Origin of the sequence: Desulfoluna sp. (assembly GCF_030145185.1) — a bacterium.
GTDB lineage: Bacteria > Desulfobacterota > Desulfobacteria > Desulfobacterales > Desulfolunaceae > Desulfoluna.
Map to the genome: position 1 here is coordinate 43,649 of NZ_JAQYWB010000014.1, position 26,258 is coordinate 69,906.

A 26,258-nucleotide genomic window follows, 5' to 3' on the forward strand; every position below is an offset into this window, starting at 1 on the left:
TCCTTTTTTTTAATTGACACCGCCGAGAAATAGAGCTAAATAGTTTGAGTCTTTTGACTGATCCCCAGTAGCTCAGTCGGCAGAGCAAGTGGCTGTTAACCACTTTGTCCGCGGTTCAAATCCGTGCTGGGGAGCCAAAAAGTAACTGTTCTTTTGAACAGTGCATATATTCAAAAATCCTGAAGGGTTTTCCCCTTCAGGATTTTTTTGTTTAAAACGCCAGGCCCTCACCCCCGCCCTTATCGGCGCCCCGACGTTCTCGGACACGGAACCCCTTTCACCCAAGAGCCCTTCGCCTCAAATTCCCTTACCGAAACGGCCCGAGAGGTGCCGGACAGCGCCCAGGCCTGAATTCGACGTCATCAGCTCCGCAGGCCAACCCCGCATCCTTTTTCAAATGTTTCAGAAGCTTGCCCCCAAGACTGGCAGCCAAAGGCATTTTTTATTCTGATTTGTTCACAAAAAAACCTTTTTTTAATTGACACAATCCGCAAATCGAACTAAATAGTCCGAGTCCTTGTGACTAATCCCCAGTAGCTCAGTCGGCAGAGCAAGTGGCTGTTAACCACTTTGTCCGCGGTTCAAATCCGTGCTGGGGAGCCAAAAAATAACTGCTGTTTTTGCAGTCTCTATATTTAAAAACCCTGAAGGTTTGATCCTTCAGGGTTTTTTTGTTTCAAGCCCCAAAGAGACCCGCCCATCTATCCACCCTTGACAGCCCTTGCGCCTGCGATTTATAGGTTAGGTTTCATACGATCCGCCCAGCGACCGATTCACTGGAAATAATCTGTTTTTTAAGGACAGGACGCCAATCACTGCAGGCCCCCTGGAAAGCTCTCCTCCCCCTGCATCCCCAGCTGGTTTCCTGGCCACGTAATGTCATCCTCAACCCGAGATTTTGATCATGAAACATGTTGCCATCATTGCACTGACCCTCATCCTCTCCTCCATGGCCCCTGCCTGGGCCAAAACCCCGATTTCTCGCCAGCCGTCCCTTCAGGCTGTCGAGGCAAAGGACAGGGGAAACCGACATTTCGAAAACGGACATTACAAGGAGGCCATCGCCTGCTACACCAACGCCATCCATGCCGACCCCGCATTTCTGGAGGCCTATTACAATCGCGGGCTCTCCTGGCACAAGATGAAGCTCTTTTACAAAGCCATCGTAGACTTTGACCGAGCACTGGAGATTCGCCCCAATGCCCCCGACATTCTCTACTTCAGAGGACTGACCTACGAGGCAACCGAACAATTCAGAGAAGCCCTGGCCGACATCCAGACCGCCGCCCACAAAGGGAGCAAGAGGGCGAAGCAATACCTCAAAACCGGGGAACTCAAACGCAAAGTCGATCAACTCGGGCAAAAGGAAAAAACCCTCCGGGCCATTACCCGCAACGCCTCGGCCGAAACCCTCTCCCGAACCACCCGGACCACCCGGACCAACAATGCATTCGGCGGGGTCACGACCACCACCATCTTTTCCAAGGGCGACCCCCTCTACGACGGCCCCGAAGGAATCTTCAAGCAGGTGAACCATTACACCGGAAATGGCGTCCTCAGACAAAGCGACACCTTTCACCATGCCCTGTTCAGCACCAAAAACAATCGAAGCAAAACCATCTCCCATATCAACTCGTCCGGTACACCCACCCTGGTGGAACACCACCTCACGGGCCACAACCTCGGCAAGATTGAGCTCTTCCACTACAAAGACGACGGCACCCCCACCGGAAGTGAAAAGGTCACCTTAAGCCAATTCCAAGCGCTAACGCCCGATCAGGGGTGACCCATCCCCTCCCGAGCCCCTCCAAAAAAACAAAAAGAGCCCGACTCACCTGAGTGAGCCGGGCTTCTTTATTCGTCACGGCCCACCGCAGAAAGACCGTTTCAAAACGCCAGCATTTCACAGAACCGTTCCGGCCTAAGCCCTGGCGGCAAGACCCTCCCGAATCTCTTCGGCCACCTGCGCGGCAGCAGCCACCGGGTCTTTGGCATCACGGATGGGACGGCCGATGACCAGGTAATCCGAACCGCCCGCGATGGCTTCCGCAGGGGTCATCACACGCTTCTGGTCGTCACATTTCATCCCATCCCAGGCGGGACGAATCCCCGGCGTTACCGTAAAAAACCCCTCCCCGGCGGCTTCCCGAATGACGGAGGCTTCATGACCGGAGCAGACCACCCCGGCACATCCGCAGGTGTTTGCCATCACCGCGCGTTTAATCACCAGCTGCTTCAGATCCTCTGCGTACTGAGGAAGAAATCCGGCCTTGCGGATATCGTCTCCCCCAACGCTGGTGAGCACCGTCACCCCGAGAATCCCGACTTTCCCCTCGCTTCCAGCAACCGCGGCTTTGAGCATGGCCTCAGACTCACCGCAGTGAACCGTCAAAAAGCGCACACCCAGATCGGCAACACGAGACACGGCCCGCTCCACCGTGACTGGGATATCATGGAGCTTCAAATCAAGAAAAATATCCGCGGCTCCGGCCCGGCGAACCTTCTCGACAATGGACGGCCCACACTCAAGAAAAAGTTCCAGCCCGATTTTAAACAGCCCCACGTTTCCGGAAAGCAGGGCAGCATAATCCAACGCCTCCTTCTCTGTGGGAAGATCCAGAGGAAATATAATACGATCTTGGGGATTCAAAGGCGCCTCCTTCTTTTTGGTTGCGATATATTAGATCGAACACACGAACGGTATTTCATTGTGCACAGGCGGTATACCCCATTTCAGGGAAGGGATAAAGCTTCAAAATAATTCCGCATCACGCGCCCGTCGTTCCCTCCCCGGCCGCATCGCATGCACAGCGGCCACATCAACGGCAAAAACAATGCAAAAACAGTTAGTTTAAAGCCTTTTTCATTGCAATACCCCACACAAAATGCTACCTCTTTTTACTTGACAGCTCTTATAATTCAGGGAACGATGCGCCACACATCACACACCGAGCCATGGCTCAACCGTACTGCAACGTATGATGGAAAGGCCCTTTGGACCCGTGACTTTTTGTGATCGCATTCCGGTTGAGCAGGCACCCGCAAGGTTTCAGGGCCTCTTGTTCACAAATCATGGGAACCATTCCCCTTGCAAGAAAGCCTTTCTGTATGACCTATTACCAGAAGCACCACGTCCCCGCAGGAACCTTCCAGGTAAACGCCAGAAAACCCATGGTGCTTCAGGCCTACCTGAACTCCTGTGTCGGTGTCGCCCTTTTTGACCCTGAAGCCGGCATCGGCGGCCTCTACCATATTCTCCTGCCCGAACCGGTCTCCGGCAAAACCGAATACAACCGGGAAAAATACGCGGCCACCGGCCTGCCCCTTTTTATGGGAAGCCTTGTGCGGGAAGGCGCTGAAATTTCCAGGCTTCAGGCCGTCATCGCTGGCGGCGCCCTGTCGGGGAAGGTCAGCAATCAGGACATCCGCCTCGATATCGGTGGCCGTACCGCCGAGGTGGTCAAAGAGATGCTGGGCAAACATGGCATCCATGTGGTTCTCTCGGAGACTGGCGGTTTTTTCACCTGCTGCCTCAACTTCAACCTGGAGACCTTCGAGTACGAAGTGATCCCCGCCCTCCTGTCCAGCGAGGAGCCCGCAGACGAGAACACCAGCGGGCGCATCTCCAGCCTGGATGACCTCCAGCCCATTCCCCAGGTCGCCCTGAAAATCCTGCGCATGATCGGGGAGGATACCTACGATATCCGCTACCTCTCCCAGGAGGTGAGAAAAGACCAGGTCATCAGCGCCCAGGTTCTCAAGCACTGCAATGCCGCTATCTTCGCTGGCCAGGGCGGGATTGATTCCATTGACGACGCCCTGCTTATCATCGGTCAAACCACCCTGGCCAAGATTATCACGGCCATGGCCATAAAAAAATTGCTTAATAACAGCTACACCGGGTACTCCCTCGCCAAGGGTGGCCTCTACCACCATGCCATCGGCGTGGCCCTGGTGGCCGAAAAGGTCGCAGGCTTAAGCGGAAAGGCCTCCCCCTTTGCCGCTTACTCAGCCGGACTGACCCACGACCTGGGCAAAGTGGTCCTGGATCAGTTTGTTTCGGGTGCCCGGCCCTTCTTCTATCGGGAGATCATGGGCGAAAGCGACCTGGTAGAAACGGAGAACCGCCTGCTGAAGACAGACCACACCAAGGCCGGCTACAAACTGGCTCAAAAGTGGGACCTGCCCCCCTCGATAAGCAACACCATTCGTTACCATCATCAACCGGAAGCATCCAAAGCCCATCTTGAGCTGGTGACCATCGTCTCTGTGGCCGACACTCTCTTTCACATGTTCAGCGCCGGCCCCTCCCTGCACAAAGTCGATATGAACTCCCTGTCACGGCGGCTGGAAATTCTCGGCATGTCCATCTCCGATTTCCCCGCCATTGTGGATGCCATCCCCCATCAAGTGCTCACAGGAAGCCCGGAGCTGGCCATCAACTGACCCTTCCCCCCACCGGGGAAAAGCATTTGCCGCCACAGGCCTTTTAAGATACAAAGAGGGTGATTCCACCAGAGGTGGAACCACCTTTTATTATTGAGAGCACCTGAAAAAAAAAGCCCTCATGAAACACCACCGCCGAAAGTACCTCGCAACGATATAAGGGACTGGAATGGAATTACGGGACACCCAGAAACAGCTGCTTCGCACCCTGCCCGGTGTGGATACCCTCCTTGACGCCCTGACGGCAGAAATTCCTGCCGAAAAGGTCCCCCGAAGCGTCCTGACAGCATCGGCTCGGGAGGCCCTGGAGGCCATGCGTCGATCCATCTTTAACGGGCAAGAGCCCACGGTGGATCTCGCCTCGGTTCTAACCCTGGCCCACCAGCGAATTGACACAAAAATGCACCCAAACCTCACCCGGGTGGTCAACGGCACCGGCGTCGTGGTTCATACAAACCTCGGCCGCTCCCTGCTGGCTGACGAGGCTCTGGAACGCATCAAGGCCGTGGGGAATCGCTACTCCAACCTTGAATTCAACCTGGCCACAGGAAAAAGGGGTCTGCGCTACACAGCCGTGGAAGATCTGATCTGCGAAATCAGCGGGGCAGAGTCCGCCATGGTCGTCAACAACAACGCAGGCGCCGTGCTTCTCTGCCTCGACACCCTGGTACGCGGCAAAGAGGCCATTGTCTCCCGGGGCGAGCTCGTAGAGATCGGTGGGGCGTTTCGCATCCCCGACGTCATGGCCAAAAGCGGCGGAATTTTAAAAGAGGTGGGCACCACCAACCGAACCCACCTGAGGGATTATGAAAACGCCACCACCGACGAGACCGGCCTCTTCCTCAAGGTACACACCAGCAACTACGCCATTGTAGGCTTTACCTCGGCCGTCTCTGTGGCTGAGCTCGTGGCGCTCGGCAAAGAGCGCGGCGTCCCCGTCATGGACGACCTGGGCAGCGGCACCTTCGTCAACTTTTCCCACTACGGACTCCCCGCCGAACCCACGGTGCAACAATCGGTTGCCGCCGGGGCCGACATCGTCACCTTCAGCGGCGACAAACTTTTGGGCGGTCCACAGTCTGGCATCATCGTCGGAAGCAAAAAGCACATTGAAGCCATCCGAAAAAATCCCCTGACACGTGCCCTCCGCATTGACAAACTCACCCTGGCCGCCCTGGAGGGGACCTTGCGTCTCTACCGGGACGAAGCGCAGGCCGTGAAAAAGATTCCCACCCTGCGCATGATCACCATGAAACGGGAAGAGACGGAAGCACAGGCCAGCGACCTCATGGAGGCCCTCAAAGGGCTCCCCATCACCACGGAAGCGCTGGCCCTGGCCTCTCGCCCCGGCGGAGGTTCCCTGCCTATGCTGGAGCTCCCCTCCTGCTGCGTGGGCATCACCCTCCCCGGAATGGAAGCAGGAGCCCTTGAAAAAGTCATGAGAAAAAACGATCCACCCGTCATCGGACGCATCGAAAATGAAACCTACATCCTTGATCCCCGAACCCTTCAGGTGGGGGATATTGCCCTTATTGCCGACGCCCTTGCGCATATTGTGGAGGCCCGATCATGATCAACATCATCGAAAAAACCCTTGAAGAAAGCGTGACGGCCAAAAAAGCGGCCATCAAAGAGAACAACCAGCGGCTAATCGAGACAGCCCGCCTCATGGCCCAAAGCCTGACGGCCGGTGGAAAGATCCTAATCTTTGGCAACGGCGGCAGTGCCGCCGACGCCCAGCACATCGCCGCGGAGTTCGTCAACCGATTCCAGACCGAACGCGTCCCCCTGGCATCCATCGCCCTGACCACGGACAGCTCCATCATCACCAGTATCGGCAACGACTACAGCTTTGAGGAGATCTTCTCCAAGCAGGTGACAGCCCTGGGCCGAAAAAATGATGTGGCCATCGGGATCAGCACCAGTGGCAACTCCCCCAACGTGGTCAAGGCCCTTAAGGCCGCTGAAAAGAAAGGTGTACACACCGTTGCCTTTACCGGCAAGGGAGGCCGGGCAGCCGACATGGCGGAGATCGCCCTGACCGTCCCCATCGGAAACACCGCGCGCATCCAGGAGAGCCACATCCTCATGGGCCACATCCTCTGTGATCTGGTGGACCGAATCCTCTTCCCCGAGAATTTTTAACCCGGCGCCCAGCGGCCGGAAGCGATGCCCCGTTTTTTTTAAGACACCATTTGCCATCTTACCCCAGGGTGCTTATTGTGTTAAATATTTGAAAAAGACTCAAACAAATGACAGGCCCGTCCGATGCGTCGGAACGCCCGGCCTGATGGGAAATAACCTGAAAAACCATGAGGTGATATCATGCCCATTTATGAATACAAATGCGGAGCGTGCGGTCACGAGTTCGAGTACCTCGTACTGGGAGGGAAAGATCCGGAAAGCTGCCCCAAATGCGAAGACAAAAATGTCTCCAAACAGATGTCCCGCTGCGGATTCGTCAGCAAGGGAGCCGGAGGTGAAATTTCGTCCTCATCGGCTTCAAGCTCCTCATGTACCGGCTGCACAGCCGCAAGTTGCGCGGGGTGCGGTTCTTGATGGAAAATAAAATAGTCATCGGTACCCGCGGGAGCCAGCTGGCCCTCTGGCAGGCCAACTGGGTAAAATCCGAATTAGAAAAATGCAATAAAGGGGTCACCTGTGAACTCCTGGTCATCAAAACCCAAGGGGACAAAATCCTCGACGTCCCTCTGGCCGAGATAGGCGGGAAAGGCCTTTTTGTCAAAGAGGTTGAAGAGGCTCTTTTAGACGGTCGCATCGACCTGGCCGTCCACAGCATGAAAGACATGCCCGCAGACCTCCCTGAAGGCCTGGAGATCGGTGCTATCCCCGAGAGGGAAGACCCCAGAGATGCCCTGATTTCCAAAAACGGACTCTCCTTTGAGGCGCTCCCCCAAGGCGCCCGCGTGGGCACCGGCAGCCTGCGACGTTCCTCCCAACTCCTGGCCAAGCGTCCCGATCTTCAGATCGAGGCCTTAAGGGGTAACATCGACACCCGCCTGAAAAAGGTGACTGAAGGGGACTTAGACGCCATCATCCTGGCCGCGGCCGGGCTGAAACGCTTAGGACTCGGCGAGCATATCACCGAATGCCTGGACCCTGCGATCATGCTCCCCGCCGTGGGACAGGGTGCTCTGTGCATCGAAGCCCGAAAAAACGACGCCCGTATGAAAGCAGCCCTTGTGCCCTTAAACCACCTGTCCACACGGGTCACGGTCCTTGCCGAGCGCGCTTTTCTCAACACGCTTGAAGGAAGCTGCCATATTCCGGTGGGCGCCTTTGCCGAAACTGACGGTGTGATGCTCACCATCCGCGGCATGGTCGCCGAAGTGGACGGCTCCCGCATCCTCATGGAAACTCAGACCGCTGAAAACGCCCAGGGTGAAGCCCTCGGCATCACCGTGGCCAATCGCCTCAAAGAGGCCGGCGCAACCGAGATCCTTTCGAGACTTCAGGAGAACCAAGCATGAACAAAGCATACGGAACCGTCTATCTCGTAGGTGCCGGCCCCGGAGATCCCGGCCTGATTACGGTCAAGGGACGAGAATGCATCGAGAGAGCCGACGTGGTTGTCTACGACTACCTGGCGGCCCCCTCCCACCTGGCCCATGCCAAAAAGGGCGCCGAGATCATCTATGTCGGCAAAAAAGGCGGAGACCACACCCTCAGCCAGGACGGCATCAACGCCCTGCTGGTGGAAAAAGCAAAAACAGGGGCCACGGTCACCCGTCTTAAGGGGGGAGATCCCTTTATCTTCGGACGCGGCGGCGAAGAGGCGGAAGTTCTCATCGCAGAGGGCATCAACTGGGAAGTAATCCCTGGCGTCACCTCGGCCATCGCCGCCCCGGCCTACGCGGGAATCCCCCTGACCCACCGAAAGTTCACCGCCACCCTCTCGTTGGTCACCGGCCACGAAGACCCGGACAAGGAGAATTCCAACATCAATTGGGACGCCATCTCCAAATCGGGGACCCTCGTCTTTTTCATGGGCGTACGAAACCTGCCCAACATTGTGGAGAAACTCTGCGCCTGCGGAAAACCCGCCGAGACTCCCGTGGCCCTGGTAAGGTGGGGCACCACCACCCGCCAGGAGACCGTTTCCGGCACCCTTGCCACCATCGTGGAAGAGGTGAAAAAGGCAAACCTGAAATCCCCCAGCATCATCGTGGTGGGCGAGGTTGTCTCCTTAAGAGACACCATGAAATGGTTCGAAAATCGGCCCCTCTTCGGCAAGCGCGTGGTCATCACCCGGGCACGCAAGCAGGCCAGCGGCCTGACATCCAAGCTCATGGGGCTGGGTGCCGAGTGCCTGGAAGCCCCAACCATCGAGATCGAACCCATTGAAGGCTCCGAAGCCGTGAACACCGCCCTTGCGAACTTGAAAGAGTACGACTGGGTCGTCTTCACCAGCGTCAACGGGGTCATCACCTTTTTTGATGATCTCTTTGCAAAAGGCCTCGACGCACGGGCCCTGGGTGGTCTGAAGACCGCCTGCATCGGCCCCTCCACCGCCGCCGAGCTGAAAAAATACGGCATCGGCACCGACGTCCTCCCCGACAGCTACGTGGCCGAATCCGTGGTGGACGCTTTTAAAGGCCAGGCAATCAAAGGAGCGAACATCCTGCTCCCCAGAGCCGAAGAGGCCCGCCCCGTAATCCCCGTGGAGCTCACCAAGATGGGTGCCACGGTCAACGAGGTGGCCGTCTATCGCACCGCCATCGATGCCACCTCCACCGAGAAAGTGGCCGAAGCCCTCACGAACCACGAGGTAGATATGGTGACCTTCACCAGCTCCTCCACCGTGAAAAACTTCGTCTCCATGATCCCGAACGGCGACCTCTCCCTCATGGAGAACGTCACCGTGGCCTGCATCGGCCCCATCACCGCAGAGACCGCCAAAGAGTTGGGGCTCACCCCCCACATCGTGGCCGACACCTTCACCATCGACGGCCTCGTGGACGCCATCGTAGGTACGGTGGAAGAAAAATAAAAAACGGCCTCCGGCGGCGAGGTGAGCCACCTCGAAAGCTGATTGCAGCGGCGCTGTGCCCCTCGTTCCTCGGGGCACAGCGCCGCTGCCTTCGTTTTTTGCCTTGGGTTTTTCTTCCTCGCTTTGGTATGATTCTGGAGCCTGAAACCCCAACAATCGATAACCCATGTGCTCGTTTTGCACATGCCCTCACCCTTCACGCGAATGCGAGGTGTTGAGAGCTCCGACAGCCGTAGAGCATTCGCAAACCCGCTTTCAAAGTGGCGCCACCTTGCCGCCGGAGGCACTTCCCTTTACAGAGCCGTGAACATGAAACAGACACTCACCGACCGTTATGACCGAACCATCGACTACCTGCGTATCTCCGTCACGGACCGATGCAACTTGAGATGCAGCTACTGCGTGCCTCCGACGCCCTTTGCCCACATGAAGCACACGGACATCCTCTCTTATGAAGAGCTGATCCGGCTTGTGCGGGTGGGGGTCTCTTTAGGTATTCGAAAGGTGCGGCTGACGGGTGGGGAACCCTTTGCCAGAAAAGGGCTCATCGACTTTATCCGGGAACTGGCGGACCTCGAAGGGCTTGAAGACCTGGCGGTCACCACCAATGGGACACTCATTGCAGATGAGATTCAGACCCTGAAAGACGCGGGGCTCACCCGCATCAACATCAGCCTGGACAGCCTGAAGCCGGAGCGGTTTGCCAAAATCACCGGGAAGGATCTCTTTACCGAGGTCAAACGAACCATCAGGGGTGCCCTGGACGCCGGGCTGGCCCCCGTGAAGATCAACACCGTGCTCTTAGACGGCGTAAACGGCGACGAGGTGGAAGATTTCGCCCGCCTTACCTTTGACCACCCCGTTCAAATCCGATTTATTGAATACATGCCCATCGGCAAAGGCTCCGGCCCCGAGCACAGCGATCTCCAGGCCCCCGCCATCACTCGGCGCCTTGAGGCCTTAGGCCCCCTGACCCGCGTCCTCCGGAGTGCCTATGACGGCCCGGCGGTACGATTCAAAATTGAGGGTGCCCAAGGCGAAATCGGCCTGATCAGCCCCATGACCAACCATTTCTGCGCCACCTGCAACCGCTTACGCCTCACCGCCGACGGCCACCTTCGCCCCTGCCTTCTCTCCGACACGAAAGTCGACCTCATGGAGGCCTTGAGAAGCGGTGCCGACAATGAAGCCCTCGCCTCCCTCTTCCGCCACGCCGTCGCCATCAAAGGCAAACAGCACGACCTCTCCGGTCATACCGTTAACGACATGATGTCGTCGATCGGGGGGTAATGACCCGACCCAGGGTGTGCCTCCGGCGGCCCTGCCGGGGGCGAAACGTTTGCCTGATTTCATAAAAACGGGTTTAATAAGCAGGGCTTAAATACATTATTCAGAGTGACGTCGACCCAAATGAGAATGTGATTTGACCCCAGGAATCTGCCTGCAGCCCCCCACCCCATAAAGCGCCACGCCCCCTCCGTCTTTTCCAAAACATGGCAATCCCCATGACATCCTGACCGGAAAATGATACACCCAGAAAACATCGAAAACAGTGCCATATGCACACCCCCTGTTCTGAACCATGGAGATATCCGATGAATATTGAAACCGCACATCTGATCTGTTACTCGCCCACCCGCACCACCTTCACCACCATTCAACACATCGCCAACGGAATGGATGTCCCCACAACACAAAGCCTCGATCTCACCCTTCCCCCCGGAGCCTCCGACGCGGAGATCTCCATCAAGGGCGGGATTGCAATCATCGGTGTCCCCGTCTATGCCGGCCGCGTGGCCCCGATGGCCGCAGAGCGTTTGAAGGCCCTGCGCGGCAACAACACACCCGCCATCATCGTTGTGGTTTATGGCAATCGGCACTACGACCAGGCTCTTTATGAACTGAAAACCCTGGTGGAGGCCTCAGGTTTCGTGGTGGTTGCCGGTGCAGCCCTGCTGGGCGAGCACTCCTTCTCCACCCCGGAAATGCCGATCGCAGAAGGCCGCCCGGACGAAAGCGATAAAATGGCGGCCCGCGATTTCGGTGCCTCTGTCACAGAAAAACTCAAACATTTAAGTGACCTTTCTGCCCTTGTGCCCTTAAAGGTTCCCGGTGCCTTTCCCGAGGGGGCGTATGCCGGCCCACGAAAAATTGTTCCAGACTGGAAGGCCTCCCTCTGCATTCTCTGTGGTCTCTGCGCCGAACACTGCCCCACGGGAGCCATCACCGTAGGCAAAACCGTCACCTTCGATGCCTCACGCTGCACCGTCTGCTGTGCCTGCGTCAAAGGCTGCCCCAAAGGGGCCGTGGCGTTCAATCAGCCCAAAATCCATAACATTGCCGGCGTCCTCCACACGAACTGCAAAACCCGAAGAGAGCCCGAACTCTTTTTATAAATAAACGTGGAGAACTATTCAGCTCTAAAGAAAGCCTCCGGCTGCAAAGTCTGCCACCTTGCAGCCGGAGATCTTCTGGACCCAAAGGAGCCTTCATGAGAGTGCATCACCTGCAACACGTCCCCTTTGAAGGCCTCGGCAGCATGGAAGCCGTGTTAAATAGAAAGGGCCATCGCCTCTCGGCCACCCACCTTTACAGGGGAGAGCCCCTGCCGCCCCTCTCGGCCTTTGATTTGCTCATCGTCATGGGCGGCCCCATGGGCGTCTTTGATGAAGGCAACCACCCCTGGCTTGCTCCAGAAAAACACCTGATCAAAACCGCCATCAATGCCGGAAAAAAAGTCCTCGGCATCTGTCTCGGCGCCCAGCTTCTGGCCGATGTCCTCGGGGCAAAGGTCACGCGTAACCCCCACCGGGAGATCGGCTGGTTTCCCATCACCCGAGCCCCCCGCCTCACCACCACGCGCTTTCACGGAGTCTTTCCGTCCCACGCAGACGTCTTCCACTGGCACGGCGACACCTTTGAACTCCCCGACGGGGCCATCCCCCTGGCATCCAGCGCCGCCTGCACGAACCAGGGGTTTCTCTATGATGACCGCATCCTGGCCCTGCAGTTCCACCTGGAGACGACCCCTGACTCTGCCGCCCTTCTTATCGAGAACGGACGCCACGAGCTGGACGACTCTCCCTTCGTCCAGGCCGAACAAGAGATGCTGGAACGCCCCGACCGCTTTGCCGCCATCAACCGCATCATGACCTCCGTCATCGACGCCCTGGAAAAATAAACGGATGAGGTGCGATACTCCGCCCCACCCGTAACGCGAATGCGGACGCCATTGAATCCGACAGGATGAGACCCTTATCGCATTTGCAAACCCGCTTTCAAGGTGGGCCCCCCTTGCGCCGGAGGAAGGGCTTTATGCGTTTATTCCCATAGATTGTACTTCGTGGTACACTTTGAGAAAAATCCTTCCCTTTCTTGTCTCTCCCCCCAAGGAGGCATCACCATGGCCCATCGAACCTTGAAAACCGCATACAGCACTCTGGCAGACCGATTGAACCGCTTTCCCCAGGGAGCGCCGACCTCCGAACGGCTGTTCCAGATCCTTGCCATGCTCTTCAGTGAAGAGGAAGCAAAGCTGGTCGCCCTGATCCCCATCAAACCTTTTACAACAAAAAAAGCAGCCGCGATCTGGAAGATGAAGGTCTCCGAAGCCCAGAAGATTCTGGACTCACTGGCTGAGCGGGCCATCCTCGTGGACATGGAGCAACATGGCCGCCAGCACTACGTACTTCCTCCGCCCATGGCGGGTTTTTTTGAATTTTCTCTCATGCGCGTTCAAGGAAACCTGGATCAAAAGGTACTCAGCGAGCTCTTTTACGACTACCTCAATGTGGAAGAGGATTTTATCCGGGAGCTCTTTACCCGGGGGGAGACTCAATTGGGAAGAGTCTTTGTTCAAGAGCCGGCGCTGTCAGCCGACAATGCCCTCCACGTCCTGGACTACGAACGGGCCACAGAGGTCATTCAAACGGCCACCCATATCGGGGTGGGGGTCTGCTACTGCCGCCATAAAATGCAGCACATGGGCCGGGACTGCGACGCCCCCAAAAACATCTGCATGACCTTCAACACCACCGCCGCCTCTCTGATCAAACACGACCACGCCCGCGCCGTAGACACCCGGGAGTGCCTGGACCTACTCGACACCGCCTACGGCCACAACCTCGTCCAATTCGGTGAAAACGTGCGGGAACGCGTCAATTTCATCTGCAACTGCTGCGGATGCTGCTGTGAAGCGATGATCGCCGCACGGCGTTTTGCCCTGCTCAATCCCGTGCATACCACCGGATTCATCCCGGTAATCGATACCTCGACCTGCACCGGCTGTGGCCAATGCGTCACCGCCTGTCCGGTGGCGGCCATGGCCCTGGTCCCAGCCGATGACCCCGCCCATCCCAAGGCAAAAAAGGCTCAGCTCTCTCCTGAACTCTGCCTGGGATGCGGGATCTGTGTCAGGACCTGCCCCCACGAGAGTCTCCACCTCGAATCACGCCCCGATAAAATCCTCACCCCGCTCAATGCCTTGCACCGAACCGTTGTCATGGCCATCGAACGAGACAAACTCCAGCACCTCATCTTCGACAACCGCGTGCTCTTCAGCCACCGGGCCCTGGCCGCTGTCCTGGGCGTCATTCTCAAGCTCTCCCCTGTCAAAAAGCTCCTCGCCAACCGCCAGGTGAAATCCCGTTACCTCGAAACCCTCCTCACCAGACACCCCCTTTGAGGCCATCGCCCGACGGCTTCTGCCCTATGTCCAAGACACCCCGGTCGCCGTTTCGGGTGAGCTGCAAGGGGTCTTGACACGCTGAAAGCCCTGTCCTATGATTCGCATCAATAACTACTAAAATTCCAAAGGAGTAAAAAATGAAAAAGGCCATTGTCGTAGGATGCGGCTCGTATATGGATTCAGGTTATGGATGCCCGGGTGAGTGGAGATGTCTCAAGGCGGGAGCCATGGGGGACGGCAAATTTGAGGAGCCCACCCAGGTGGTCGGATTTGTCAAATGTGAATGCCCCGGACGCTCGGCCGCTCCCAACGTCGGCATGACCATCAAGCTCTCCGAAATCAAACCCGACGCCATTTATTTAAGCAGCTGCATGGTGGGCGCCAAACCGGACTGCCCCTACTCGACCCCCGAAGAAAAAGCAAAATACATCGAGGAAAAAACCGGGATCCCCGTGATCCTCGGGACCCACGACTACAAATAGCCCGCCTTCACTGGACGCGTCCAGTGCGCTGATGCCGCACCCTGCAGGGACACAACACCCCGCAGGGCGCGATGACGCACCGTCAGAGACCCCAGGCCTGACATGATTGCCCCTGACATGTATCTTTTTACAGAAACATCCCGCCTGTGATATAACTTAAGTTTTAAACGTGAATTCTACCCATGGAGTTGCATTGTGAACAAGGCCTACGACGAATTCTTAAGCGTGCTTGCAGAGACCACCGACCTGGAAAAAGTGCGCGCTTTTTTCGATGATATTCTGACCCCCAAAGAACGTTCCGACCTGGCCATGCGCTGGCAACTGATGGTCGAACTTCACCAGGGCGAGACCCAGAGAAGCATTGCAAAACGCCACAAAATCAGCCTCTGCAAAATCACCCGGGGCTCTAAAATCCTCAAAACCGAAGCGTCCTTCACCGCCCACGCCCTCAAAAAACGCCACCCGAAAAAATAATCATTAAAATACGATTTCAGAGAGTTGTGACCAGGACAAGACCAGACAGACACGGGCCTGTCACAGCTCATGCGCTTGGGACGTACGAGGCATCCCCTCACCCTTCACGCGAATGCGAACGCGAGGTGCCCGGAATACCGACAGTCGTAGAGCATTCGCAAACCCGCTTTCGAGGTGGCACACCTCGCCGCCGGAGGCAGATTTTTTATAGCCATTGAACGGCGGAAAGGGGATAGGAGACCCGAACGATCTCGCCCGGTTCCGGGGCGTGGGCGACGGGACAGGAGAGGGTCATGGGGAAACCGGCACCGATGAGGGTCACCTGGGCGTCAGGCTGGGCTTTCCGTCGGGCTGTTTCGCGCACTTCTGCATTAAAACCGACCTCCCGGTCACTGGCCTCATGGCCCATCCGAAGGCTGCGTTGGGGCACGGCAGCCACGGCATCCGGGTCGGGGGGAGCGGGCACCGGAATCACCCCCTCTTCGCTGCATTTCAGCCAGGCCCCGGAGAGAGGGTCCTGCTCAAAAGGACCGAACAGCATCACCCCCATCTTCTCTTTGACGCGCCGTCCCCGAAAAAAGAAAAGCATCTCATCGCTCACCCCTTCAAGCCATGCGGCATCGTGACTGGTCAGAATCACGGTTTTTCCAGGCCTGGCGGCAAAGGCAAGGATGGCCTGATGAATGAGAAAAGAGCTTGCGGCATCTACACTGGCGGTGGGTTCATCTAAAATCAGCACCTCAGGATCCAGGATCAGGCGGGCGGCCAGGGCGACCCTTTGGGCTTCCCCACCGGAGAGCTCGTGGCGATAACGTCCGGCAAATCGTTTCGCATCGAGTCCCACCCGAGACAAAGCCTGGGCCACACGTCCAGCCACATCGACTCGATCTTTTTTGACCTCCAGGCCGTAGCAGACATTTTGAAAGACACTGCGATTCATCAAAAAAGGGGTCTGGGGCATCAGGGTCACCCGATGACGGACGGTGGGAGAGAAAGGGACTTCTTCCTTTCCTTCAAAAAGAACCCGTCCTTCGTCCGGTCGTTCAATGAATGCGAGAAGTTTTAACAGGGTGCTCTTGCCGCTGCCGTTGGGGCCGGCAATGCCCATGACCCCGCCTTTGGGGATGACAAGGGTGCAGCGGTCCAGGGCACGGGAGGCCCCATAACATCGGGACACACCCTCAAGATGATAAAGAGCGCTGTCCATGCCTACCTCCTGAAAACCGACACACTGATGTTGACCACCAGCGCAATAGATAAAAGCACCAGCCCCAAGGCAATGCCTTCGGCAAACATGCCTTTGCCCGTCTCCAGGGCGATGGCTGTTGTGATGGTGCGAGTGTGCCACTTGATGTTGCCCCCCACCATCATGGAGATCCCCACCTCGGTCATCACCCGTCCCATGGCCGTCATAGCGGCGGCCACGATCCCATAGCGGACTTCCCAAAGGGTGGTCATAAAGAGCTGACCTTTGTCGGCCCCCAGGGAGATCAGGGTAAGCCTTAACCCTTTGTCCAGGGAGTCCAGACAGGCGGCGGTGAGAGCGGTGATGACGGGAAGGGCCAGAATGGTCTGGCCCACAGAAATGGCGGGAATCGTGAAAAGAAGGCCCAACCCGCCCAAGGGTCCCCGATTGGAGAGGAACGCATAAACCAGCAGACCGATAAAGACTGTCGGAAGGGCCAACATTGTATCCACGATGGTACGTGCCGTTTTTTTGCCCCGGAATTCATAGTAACCGAGGCAAAATCCGGCAGGGACCCCCAGTAGCAGGGAGGCCCCCATGGAAAGAAATGCCGCTTTAAGGGTGGTGGCCACAGCGGAAAAAGTCTGGGGATCCCCATGGCTCAAGAGAACCAGAGCCCTGAAAAAACCGTCCACAATGAAATCCACTGCATCTCCTTAAAAGCGAAGCCTTCTATGGTTAAAGTGGCCAAAAAAATGCCTCCGGCGGCAAGGTGTGCCACCTTGAAAGCAGGTTGCAAATGCGCTTTGTCCCCATGTCACGGCGTAGCCGCAGGCGAAGACGGATCGCTTGTCGCGCCGAAGCCTATTGGCGTTGTTCGAATGGTGACGCATTGACATGGGCGTAGGCGGACTTGTCACGCCGGAGGCTTTTGCGTAGGCGGACTTGTCACGCCGGAGGCTTTTGCGTAGGCGGACTTGTCACGCCGGAGGCTTTTGCGTAGGCGGATTCCTCAGGCCAAATCACATTTGCCTTAGGTTTTAGATTGACCCGAGATTTTTTTAAAGACCTGTTTGGCAACCTTTTCAAAAGGTTGGCCCCCGGCAGGGCCGCCGGAGGCGCAAGCTGAACAGTTATTTCAAATCATAGCCTTTATTCATTCCTGACCGCCTTATTTTTGATCGGCGTTGGGCGTAAAAAGGGCCATCCCCAGAAGGCGGAAATCAGCGATGAGCTTCTGGGCTTTATCGCCGGCCATCCACGCTGAAAAAGCCTGGGCCAGATCTTTTTGAGCATCAGGGCAGTGGGTGCTGTTTAAAATCAGCACGCTGTACTGGTTCTTCAAGATCACCCCGCCTTCAACAAGAACTTTCAAGGGAGGATTGCCACCGTTCTTGTGGCTGTACTTGATGTAGGTGCCGCGGTCGGTCATGGTGTAGCCACTGCGCTCGGCGGTGATGTTCAAGGTGGAGAGCATCCCCTGACCGGCCTGCACGTACCAGGCCTCTTTTTCAGGAAGAGGGCCGCCGGCAGCCTTCCAGAGAAGTTTTTCCTTCTTATTCGTGCCGGAGTTGTCACCACGGCTCACAAAGGTCTTGCCGGTTTTTCGAATCACGGAAAGCGCCTCTTCAACCGCCATGCCCTTCACGCCCGCCGGGTCTGCCTGGGGGCCAACGATGACAAAATCGTTGAACATGATCTCTTTACGAGACTCTGCGTAGCCGTCTTTGATGTATTTCATCTCGGCGGGGGGCGCATGCACGAGGAGCACATCCACGTCGCAGTTCATCCCCAGCTTCAGGGCCTTGCCCGTTCCAACCGAGGTCCACTTCAGCTCGATGCCGGTGTCTTTGGTGAATTCAGGGGCCAGGTAATCCAAAAGCCCGGTGTTGTCTGTGCTGGTGGTGGTGGCCATCATAAGGGCCTTGGCGTGAACACTTCCTGCCACGGCAATGGCGGCCACCAGGACAAGAAAGCCCGTCATAAATCGTTTTTTCATCATGCGAATCATTTTCCTTTGCTGTGGTTGTTCCTCATAACGCATTATCTAATCTCGACAAAAAAACATGCCTGCGCAGGCAAGGACCGCAGCGGATGCCGCCTCCGGCTGTTCATTTTTTCATCGTTTCATCCATGTTCTGGAAACAGCATCTGGCCGCTTCCTTCGATCACATAACCGGAGAGCCCCTTGGCGAGACGCTTCAGAGTGCTCTCCTGGATCAACCCGAGGAACCCCTGAATGCGACGGTCAAAATACGACTCCCGAAGCACAAGAAGATCAAACCGCTCCTGACGCAGGGGCAAAAAACCGAGCCCCAGAAGATCTGCCACGGTTCGGATCCCCGGCCCGGCGTTGGCTCGCCCCGAAAGAACAGCCAGCCCCACGTCCATATGCCGCGAGACCTCCTCCTCATATCCGGCCAGGGTACTCCCCTCGATGCCGCACTGGGCGAGCTCTCTGTCAAAAAGGAGCCGGGTCCCTGTGGCCAGGGGACGATTCACAATGCGAAGCCCCGGTTTCGCCAGGTCCGCCACACCGGTAAACCCCTTCAGGTCAGGATGGTATAAAATGCCCTGCTCCCGGTGACAAAAGTTGACCACCACCGGCTGCCTCTCCAGCTCCCGACCGGCAAACTCAAAATTGTATTCCTGATCATCCTCGGAGACAAGATGGCTGGCCGCAATATGGCATCGCCCGCTTTTCAGGGCCTGGATGCCTCCCATGCTGCCCACATTGCCGAAAACCGCCAGTTCCCCACGGTGAGTCCGATTAAACTGAGACAGAACCCGTTCCAGAAGCAGGTCGTTGCTTCCCGCGACCACCAGGGGCCCCTCGCTGCCACCGTTCACATGGACGGCATCCGGGTAATTGAGGGTGCTGTTTTCCACCCACTGTTCCACCAGATAACGTGGAAAAATCCACTTGCCCGTCACCTTGGAGGCAGGCAGGCCTTTATCTGAAATCAACTGGTACACCATCTTCTCGTTTACACCGAGAAATTCGGCCACCTCTCGAGTCGAGAGAAGGTCCCTTCTATTTCCTCGATTTTCCATCTGTCCCCCTTGATATCATGCATCTCAGAGTTACCCCTCCCGTTCATTTATTGTCAACCCATTTTGAGAGTACAAACCAAGAATAACCAAAACAGACCATAAAAGACAACACATCCCAATAAAACCGCCTCCGTACCACGCCACCCGACAAATCACCCCGATGGCAAAAGCCGTCAGCCCCCCCTTGCCAAAGAAAAATTTATCTTTATCTTTGGATAAGTATGAAATCAGGGCCCCCTTTTCATAAGGTGCGTCCCCACCCACCCACATCAAGGAGTGCTGCATGGGCAACCAGATCAAAACCACGATGCTCTTAACGGTTCTAACCCTTCTTATTGTCATGGCCGGTCGCGTCATCGGCGGCCAGGGCGGCATGATCATCGCCCTGGTCCTGGCCGGAGGGATGAACTTCTTCTCCTACTTCTATTCCGATAAAATGGTTTTAAAGATGTACAAAGCCAGAGAGGTGGGCAAAAACGAAGCGCCCCAGCTCTGGGCCATGGTCCAGGAACTCTCCAGCCGGGCCGGGCTTCCCATGCCGAAAGTCTGTATTATCCCCCAGCAGGCCCCCAACGCCTTTGCCACCGGGCGGAACCCGGAACACGGTGTCGTGGCCGTCACCCAGGGCCTCATGGACCTGATGGCTCCCGAAGAGATCAAAGGGGTCCTGGCCCATGAGCTGGGCCACATCAAAAACCGGGATATCCTCGTGGGCACCGTCGCCGCCACCCTGGCCGGTGCCATCATGACCCTGGCCTCCATGGCCCGCTGGGCCGCCATCTTTGGCGGTGGACGCAACGATGACGAAGGCGGATCCGGCATCTTCGGCCTCATCGCCATGAGCATCATCGCCCCCATGGCCGCCATGCTTGTCCAGATGGCCATCTCACGGTCCCGGGAGTATCTCGCCGACGCCACGGCCGCCCAGCTTACCGGCAACCCGGAAGGCCTGGCTGGCGCACTGGAAAAACTCGGCGCCGCCTCCAGCCGTATTCCCATGGACGCGGAACCGGCCACGGCCCATATGTTTATCACCAACCCCCTGTCGGGCCGGACCATGGCGAGCCTCTTCTCCACCCACCCCCCCATCGAAGAGCGTGTCGCAAGGCTCCGGGGCACACGGCCCCGATCTACGGGCGGCACCCCGCAAAACCGAGAGACCCCCAACCCCTGGGACAAAATCCGAGGGAAGTAACCCCCCCAACAGCCTGCCTCCGGCGCCTGAGAAAAATTATCAGACACCGGAGACGGGGATTCCCTTCCCCTGTGGGGCCCCTCTGTTCAGATTTTATAAAATCCTTTCAAAAATACGGTTTTAACCATAGGCCAGATGGTGTATAGAGAGCATTCCATACGTGGAATAATAAACACTTTTTTGATGCCGACCTGCTCCCGACACCGCACTGACGTAACACCCCCACAGTGCCTTGACAACGGCAGGCACCACCCGAAAACGACAGACCAAGGAAGCAAGTGCCGTGGACCTCTCTTTATTCATCAACGACGCCTTGAAGATCTTTTTCATCTTCACCCCCTTTTTCGTTCTCTCCGCCTTTATCTCCATGACCCAGGAGATGGAAGAAAAGGAAAAAAAATGTCTGGCCGTACGCGTCACCTTCGGCATCATCGTCATCTCTTTCTGCGTCTTTCTCTTCGGCAAATATCTTTTTGCCCTCTTCGGCATCACCCTGGATGCCTTCCGTATCGGTGCGGGGAGCATCCTTTTTCTCTCTGGGGTCTCCATGGTCGGGGGCAGCTCCAACATCAAGAGCGCCGGTGAAGGAAACGACATCGCCATCGTCCCCTTAGCCCTTCCCATCACGGTGGGACCCGGCGGTATCGGCGTCCTCCTCCTCTTCGGCGCGGAGGCCACCACCCTCACCGCCAAACTCGAAGTCGGCGCAGCCATCCTCACCGCCTCGGCGTGTGTGGGGACCATGCTCTTCTTCGCCCCCCTGGTGGTGAAAGCCGTCGGCAAACAGGGGGTCGTTATCCTCTCCAAGATCACCGGCCTCATGATCTCCGCCATCTCCGCCCAGATCATCTTCACCGGCATCCGAAATTTTCTTCTTCTTTAAATTTTCTTCTTCTTTGAAAAAACAGCCTCCGGCGGCAAGGTGACGCCACCTTGAAAGCGGGTTTGCGAATGCTCTACGGCTGTCGGTAGTCCGGGCACCTCGCTTCCGCATTCGCTTGAAGTGCAAGGAAACGCACAGTACGTCGCAAGTGCCTGAGCTGGGGGAAAACCTTGGCCTGCTCAAACGTGAGCTTTGACTGGAATGATTCCGACTGAAACGGCCTCGCCACCCCAAATATTTTTTTCTCGTTCCAGGCCCACCCACGGCCCGTTTTGTTTTTAAACGCTCTGAGCGAAGCGAATTCATCAAACGAAGAACAAAGAACCAAGCACGAAGAACGATCTCCTATGGCCTTCATTCCCTTGCCAGAAATCGATAAAATGTGCAGGATAGAACAATGATGGAACCCCAAAAAAAACAGGCGATTCTTTTTGGCGGGACTGTCTCGTCCCTGGCAACCGCTCTTCTGCGGGAAGGCACCGTCCGATGATCCCCTTGCGAGACACCCTCACCTCCCGAACCCTGCCGGTGGTCAACACGGCCCTCATTACCATCAACTGCTTTGTTTTTTTCCAGACCCTTTCTCAGTCGCCTCACTTCTACCAGCTCCACGGGCTGGTCCCGGCACGGTACACCTCCCTCGACGCCTGGTCCTATTTTGGCCCCGTCAGCCAGATCACGGCTCTTTTCTCCTTCATGTTCCTCCATGGAGGCTGGATGCACCTGATCGGCAACATGCTCAGCCTCTATATTTTCGGAGACAATGTGGAGGATCGCCTCGGGCATCTCCGCTACCTCCTCTTCTACCTCAGTGGCGGCCTGGTCTCCGGGCTGTCTCACCTGAGCCTCAACCCCGGCTCCACAATACCCACCATCGGTGCCAGCGGTGCCGTGGCCGCGGTCATGGGGGCTTATTTCCTCTTGTACCCTCGGGCAAAAGTGCTCACCCTGGTGCCCCTGTTCTTCATCCCCCTCTTTTTTGAAATTCCGGCCTTTGTCTTTCTCGGGCTCTGGTTTCTCATGCAATTTCTAAACGCCACCGGTGGCAATACCGCCTCCATCGCCTGGTGGGCCCACATCGGCGGATTCCTTTTCGGGATGGCCTTTGTCATGGCCACCGGGGCGCGGAAAACGCCCACCCAAGCCCGTCGATTCCAGGCCATGCGCACACATTCCCCCCGCCTCCAGATCATCCATGTCCGCGTGGGGAAGGGAGGGTTTAATCTCTCCGGTCGCCTCGCCATCACAGACAAAGAAGCACGCAACGGCGCCGTCAAGCGAGTCAACATCTTCCGTTTCGGCCAGGGACGCCTCATCAAAGTCACTGTCCCGCCGGGCGTCCAGGCCGGCAAGCTGTTAAGGCTCCGCGGCTTGGGGCTTCCTCATCCCGAAGGCCCCAGGGGCGACCTTTACCTCACCCTCTCCCTCGATTAAGATTCCATCATGATGGATATTTCAATTCAATATTCTTAGTATCTTCCCTTTTACGTTGTTTTTGTGTATATTCCCTTATCTCTTCATGTAACATAGTTTACAGACGTCATCTGTGTATCAAGCCCGTTCTTTCCAAAACCGTTAAACACACAAAATGGCTGCTCCTGCGCCCGCTACGGACGCACGGGTATGCCTTCGGATAACGACAGGCCCTGCAATGGCGCCCGGTGATAAAGCAAGGACACGCTTCGCCACGAAAGCGTCTCTAACCTTTCCCAAGGGTTCCGTCTCTCTTGCAGCCCTACGACATTATAATCAGTAAGGGGGTTATTGGTTATGAAAAGTGACACGCAGTTCCATGACAATATCGAAACCTGTGTGGATGAAGTCATCCGCACCGTCGGCAATGAAATTATCTTCGGCATGCCTCTGGCGCTGGGAAAACCGGCGCTGTTTGTCAACGAACTTTACCGGCGGGCCAAGGACAATCCAGAGATCAAGCTGACCATTCTCACCGCCCTGGCTCTGGAAAAGCCGGAAGGAGCGAGCGAACTTGAAAAGAGGCTTCTCGGCCCTCTGGTGGATCGCATTTTCGGGGGATGCCCGGAGTTTGACTACATGAAAGACTTCCGGACAGGAAACATGCCCGACAACGTCTCCCTCTATGAATTCTTCAACAAGGCGGGAGGATACATGGGCAGCCCGGAGGCCCAGCAGAACCATCTCAACTCCAACTACACCCATGTCATCCGAGATGCCGTAACCTTAGGCGTCAACGTCTACGGCCAGATGCTCGCCTACCAGAGCGGCAACGGGTCCGGTCCGCTCTACTCCATGGGGTGCAACACCGATATCAGCATCGAAGCCATCTCCGAGTTAGACAAGCAGCGCGCCCAGGGCAGAAAAGTCGCCATCATCGGAGAGGTCAATGAGAACCTCCCGTTCATGTACGGTGATGCCGTGGTTCCGGCCACCTCCTATGATTTTATCCTGAAAAACGAAGAGACCCAATACACCCTCTTCGGCCCCCCCAAAGAGTCGGTTTCCGACGTAGACCACATGATCGGGCTCCATGTCAGCACCCTGGTCAAGGATGGGGGCACCATTCAAGTGGGCATCGGCTCCCTGGGTGATGCCATCGTCGCCGGCCTGAAAATGAGACACACAGAAAACGACCGATACAATGCCATCATCGAAGAATCCGGCATTGCCGGTATCTACGGAGAGCTCATTCGGAAAGTAGGCGGAACCGACACCTTTACCGAAGGCCTTTACGGATCCTCTGAGATGTTTGTGGACGCCTTCATGGAGCTTTACAAAAGCGGCATCCTCAAGCGCAAAGTCTTTGAAAACGAACCCCTCATGGAGTTGATCAATGAAAAACGTCTGGACTGCGCATCCATTCCTGAAAATATCTTCGATCTTCTCATCGAAAAAGAGGCGGTACAGGAGAAACTGAGGGAAAAAGATTTTCACTTTCTCGTGGAATTCGGGCTGATCAAGGAAGGGCTGACCTGGCGAGACGGGGTCATTTTTGACGGAGAGAGTCCCTACGCAACCGACCTGTCTTCAACGGAAAACCGGGATGCGTTCAAGGCCATTCGAGGAGAAAAACTCAACGGCGGCAGTGTGATCCTGGGGGCCTTTTTCATTGGACCTCAAAGTTTCTACGCAGCCCTCAATGCCATGCCTGAAGAAGAACGAAAACTCTTCGGCATGTCCGGCGTAGAAAAAGTAAACCAGCTCTACGGTGGCGAAAAACTCCGCAGCCTTCAAAGAAAAGATGCCCGATTCATCAACACCGCCATGATGATCAGCATCTTTGGCTCCGTAATCTCCGATGCCCTGGATGACGGCCGGGTGGTGAGCGGCATCGGAGGCCAGTACAACTTCGTCTCCATGGCCCACGCCCTTGAAGACGGCCGCCTGATCATGATGGTCCGAAGCACCCGGGGAGGGGCCGGCAAACCTATGTCCAACATCATCTTCAACTACGGCCACTGCTCTGTGCCCAAGCACCTTCGGGACATTGTCGTCACGGAATACGGCATCGCCGATGTCCGAGGCCTGCCCGACAAAGATGTGATCCTGGCGCTCATCAAAATCGCCGACTCCCGATTCCAGAACGACCTGCTGGACCAGGCAAAAAAAAGCGGCAAAGTACCCGCCCATTACGAGGTCCCCGAGGCGTACCGACACAACACCCCGGAAAAAGTCTCCGGCTTCCTGGCTCCTTACAAATCAGAGGGGCTCTTTCAAGTCTTCCCCTTTGGCACCGACTTCACCGAAGAAGAGGTTGCGTTAGGTGGCGCCTTGCGCGCGTTCAAAGCCAAGGCAAGTAAGAGCAAGATAGGCGTGGCCATGGCCCTGGCCGGGGAATTCTTCAAACCTGTACCCGAGACCGCCAAACCCTATCTGGATCGCATGAGCCTTGAAGCCCCGGCTCAATTTAAAGAGCGACTCCTGCAAAAGGTGGTTATCTCTGCATTAAAAGCAAACGGAAGAGTGACTAGTTAACACCTTAAAGGCCATTCCTGTGTGAATCATTAAAAACCACCCTCACACAGGAATGGCTATCGCAGAGCCCTAAACACACCGATTTATTGCTTTCCAATTCCGCACCTGCAGAATATGTTACTCAGATAATCCACTGCAAATAAGACTCCCCTGAAATTCCAATTTATCTATTGCGATTCAAAAAAAAATATCGCATACTCACAAAAATGCCGGCAAATCGGCCGCCACAACCCTCTGGATTATCAGCATCCAAAGGCATCGAGGCCCGACCGCGCAGCAGAGGTATCACTCTCTTTACTCTTCACTGTCGTTACGAATAGGCTCACCCAAGCCTGTCTATTGAGTAGACAACCATTCACCCGCATAGACCCAAGGTGGTCTCTATGCCGTTCAATCGGGGCCGTGCCCCCCACGAAAGGGAAACCATGAACGTTCGGAAAAAATCCCGACGCCCCCCCTATACCAAACCGGCCCGAAAGCGTGAACGGAAACCCGTCCTCACCACCGCCCAGCTTTGTGTTGTCGCCATCGTCACGGTTCTGGTCTTTGTGGGGGGATCCATCTTTCTTAAGATCACCAGCGGATCCGCCTACGACATCTCGACACACCACGACCTGCAACTCTTCGCTGATTTTCAAAAATTTCATCACGCCATGAACGGTACCTGCCTCGGCGAGCAGGGTCAGGTCATTCGAAACGACGGCATCCCGTCAACCCTGGATCTGAAAAAATACACCCTCTCCAAAGGGGTCGCCATCTTTATTGTGGCCGGAGCCCCTGAAGACCCCTACAATGAGAGCAATCCATTCACCATGCAGGCCAAACACAAAAAATCCGACACCGTCTATGAATACAGTTTTGCAACCGACACCATCATTGAAAGGTAAAG

The 26,258-nt window shown here is 56.3% G+C and carries 23 protein-coding genes and 2 tRNA genes; 20 read left to right on the forward strand and 5 right to left on the reverse strand.

Annotated features, from left to right (window positions below; all coding sequences use genetic code 11):
• Nucleotides 1–61: 61 nt before the first annotated feature.
• From Q1Q75_RS06240 to Q1Q75_RS06250, 3 genes are all read left to right on the forward strand, one after another.
• Nucleotides 62–137 (forward strand) — tRNA-Asn (locus Q1Q75_RS06240).
• A 390-nt stretch (nt 138–527) separates the two neighbouring features.
• Nucleotides 528–603: transfer RNA gene (locus Q1Q75_RS06245), tRNA-Asn, on the forward strand.
• A gap of 301 nt (nt 604–904) precedes the next feature.
• Complete coding sequence (locus tag Q1Q75_RS06250) at nt 905–1,786, forward strand: tetratricopeptide repeat protein (protein WP_300668384.1); 882 nt, start codon at nt 905–907, stop codon at nt 1,784–1,786.
• Between the two features lie 135 nt (nt 1,787–1,921).
• On the opposite strand, the gene pyrF is transcribed toward Q1Q75_RS06250, so the two are convergent.
• A complete protein-coding gene (pyrF, locus tag Q1Q75_RS06255) occupies nt 1,922–2,650 on the reverse strand; it encodes an orotidine-5'-phosphate decarboxylase (protein WP_300668386.1) in 729 nt (242 codons plus the stop codon).
• A 458-nt stretch (nt 2,651–3,108) separates the two neighbouring features.
• Here pyrF and Q1Q75_RS06260 point away from each other — a divergent pair, with 458 nt between their 5' ends.
• From Q1Q75_RS06260 to Q1Q75_RS06315, 12 genes are all read left to right on the forward strand, one after another.
• Nucleotides 3,109–4,446 (forward strand): HDOD domain-containing protein, encoded by a 1,338-nt coding sequence (locus Q1Q75_RS06260; RefSeq protein ID WP_300668387.1) that lies wholly within the window; start codon nt 3,109–3,111, stop codon nt 4,444–4,446.
• A gap of 169 nt (nt 4,447–4,615) precedes the next feature.
• Nucleotides 4,616–6,019 (forward strand): L-seryl-tRNA(Sec) selenium transferase, encoded by a 1,404-nt coding sequence (gene selA, locus Q1Q75_RS06265; RefSeq protein ID WP_300668390.1) that lies wholly within the window; start codon nt 4,616–4,618, stop codon nt 6,017–6,019.
• A complete protein-coding gene (locus Q1Q75_RS06270) occupies nt 6,016–6,591 on the forward strand; it encodes an SIS domain-containing protein (RefSeq protein WP_300668392.1) in 576 nt (191 codons plus the stop codon). The genes selA and Q1Q75_RS06270 overlap by 4 nt, the downstream gene beginning before the upstream one ends.
• 180 nt (nt 6,592–6,771) lie before the next feature.
• Nucleotides 6,772–7,005, forward strand: a complete 234-nt coding sequence (locus tag Q1Q75_RS06275; protein ID WP_300668394.1) for a zinc ribbon domain-containing protein — start codon at nt 6,772–6,774, stop codon at nt 7,003–7,005.
• Entirely contained in the window at nt 7,005–7,937 is a 933-nt protein-coding gene (gene hemC / locus Q1Q75_RS06280) for a hydroxymethylbilane synthase (protein ID WP_300668396.1), read from the forward strand. Before Q1Q75_RS06275 ends, hemC begins: the two co-directional genes overlap by 1 nt.
• Nucleotides 7,934–9,457 carry a uroporphyrinogen-III C-methyltransferase gene (cobA, locus tag Q1Q75_RS06285; protein ID WP_300668398.1) on the forward strand — a complete coding sequence of 508 codons (1,524 nt, stop codon included), beginning with the start codon at nt 7,934–7,936 and terminating at the stop codon, nt 9,455–9,457. The genes hemC and cobA overlap by 4 nt, the downstream gene beginning before the upstream one ends.
• A 309-nt stretch (nt 9,458–9,766) precedes the next feature.
• A complete protein-coding gene (moaA, locus tag Q1Q75_RS06290) occupies nt 9,767–10,747 on the forward strand; it encodes a GTP 3',8-cyclase MoaA (protein WP_300668400.1) in 981 nt (326 codons plus the stop codon).
• 305 nt (nt 10,748–11,052) lie between these two features.
• Nucleotides 11,053–11,853 carry a 4Fe-4S binding protein gene (locus tag Q1Q75_RS06295; protein ID WP_300668402.1) on the forward strand — a complete coding sequence of 267 codons (801 nt, stop codon included), beginning with the start codon at nt 11,053–11,055 and terminating at the stop codon, nt 11,851–11,853.
• A 95-nt stretch (nt 11,854–11,948) separates the two neighbouring features.
• Nucleotides 11,949–12,638, forward strand: coding sequence for a type 1 glutamine amidotransferase (locus Q1Q75_RS06300; RefSeq protein WP_300668404.1), 690 nt, complete (start codon nt 11,949–11,951; stop codon nt 12,636–12,638).
• Nucleotides 12,639–12,860: 222 nt separating this feature from the next.
• Complete coding sequence (locus Q1Q75_RS06305; protein ID WP_300668406.1) at nt 12,861–14,141, forward strand: 4Fe-4S binding protein; 1,281 nt, start codon at nt 12,861–12,863, stop codon at nt 14,139–14,141.
• Between the two features lie 140 nt (nt 14,142–14,281).
• On the forward strand, nt 14,282–14,626 hold the full coding sequence (locus Q1Q75_RS06310) for a CGGC domain-containing protein (protein ID WP_300668408.1): 345 nt from the start codon (nt 14,282–14,284) through the stop codon (nt 14,624–14,626).
• A 195-nt stretch (nt 14,627–14,821) separates the two neighbouring features.
• The gene (locus Q1Q75_RS06315; RefSeq protein ID WP_300668410.1) at nt 14,822–15,100 is read left to right on the forward strand and encodes a Trp family transcriptional regulator; all 279 of its coding nucleotides are present in this window, start codon (nt 14,822–14,824) and stop codon (nt 15,098–15,100) included.
• Between the two features lie 205 nt (nt 15,101–15,305).
• On the opposite strand, the gene Q1Q75_RS06320 is transcribed toward Q1Q75_RS06315, so the two are convergent.
• From Q1Q75_RS06320 to Q1Q75_RS06335, 4 genes are all read right to left on the reverse strand, one after another.
• On the reverse strand, nt 15,306–16,307 hold the full coding sequence (locus Q1Q75_RS06320) for an ABC transporter ATP-binding protein (RefSeq protein WP_300668412.1): 1,002 nt from the start codon (nt 16,305–16,307) through the stop codon (nt 15,306–15,308).
• 2 nt (nt 16,308–16,309) lie between these two features.
• A complete protein-coding gene (locus Q1Q75_RS06325) occupies nt 16,310–16,993 on the reverse strand; it encodes an ABC transporter permease (RefSeq protein ID WP_300668413.1) in 684 nt (227 codons plus the stop codon).
• Nucleotides 16,994–17,457: 464 nt separating this feature from the next.
• The gene (locus Q1Q75_RS06330; protein WP_300668415.1) at nt 17,458–18,288 is read right to left on the reverse strand and encodes a substrate-binding domain-containing protein; all 831 of its coding nucleotides are present in this window, start codon (nt 18,286–18,288) and stop codon (nt 17,458–17,460) included.
• Between the two features lie 125 nt (nt 18,289–18,413).
• Nucleotides 18,414–19,340, reverse strand: a complete 927-nt coding sequence (locus tag Q1Q75_RS06335) for a helix-turn-helix transcriptional regulator (protein WP_300668417.1) — start codon at nt 19,338–19,340, stop codon at nt 18,414–18,416.
• 283 nt (nt 19,341–19,623) lie between these two features.
• On the opposite strand from Q1Q75_RS06335, the gene htpX reads away from it, so the two are divergent.
• From htpX to Q1Q75_RS06360, 5 genes are all read left to right on the forward strand, one after another.
• A complete protein-coding gene (gene htpX, locus Q1Q75_RS06340; protein ID WP_300668419.1) occupies nt 19,624–20,535 on the forward strand; it encodes a zinc metalloprotease HtpX in 912 nt (303 codons plus the stop codon).
• Between the two features lie 283 nt (nt 20,536–20,818).
• Nucleotides 20,819–21,418 (forward strand): MarC family protein, encoded by a 600-nt coding sequence (locus Q1Q75_RS06345; RefSeq protein WP_300668421.1) that lies wholly within the window; start codon nt 20,819–20,821, stop codon nt 21,416–21,418.
• A gap of 486 nt (nt 21,419–21,904) precedes the next feature.
• Nucleotides 21,905–22,852 carry a rhomboid family intramembrane serine protease gene (locus Q1Q75_RS06350; protein ID WP_300668422.1) on the forward strand — a complete coding sequence of 316 codons (948 nt, stop codon included), beginning with the start codon at nt 21,905–21,907 and terminating at the stop codon, nt 22,850–22,852.
• 336 nt (nt 22,853–23,188) lie between these two features.
• On the forward strand, nt 23,189–25,369 hold the full coding sequence (locus Q1Q75_RS06355) for an acetyl-CoA hydrolase/transferase C-terminal domain-containing protein (protein ID WP_300668424.1): 2,181 nt from the start codon (nt 23,189–23,191) through the stop codon (nt 25,367–25,369).
• Nucleotides 25,370–25,752: 383 nt separating this feature from the next.
• Nucleotides 25,753–26,256 (forward strand): hypothetical protein, encoded by a 504-nt coding sequence (locus Q1Q75_RS06360; protein ID WP_300668426.1) that lies wholly within the window; start codon nt 25,753–25,755, stop codon nt 26,254–26,256.
• Nucleotides 26,257–26,258: the final 2 nt, after the last annotated feature.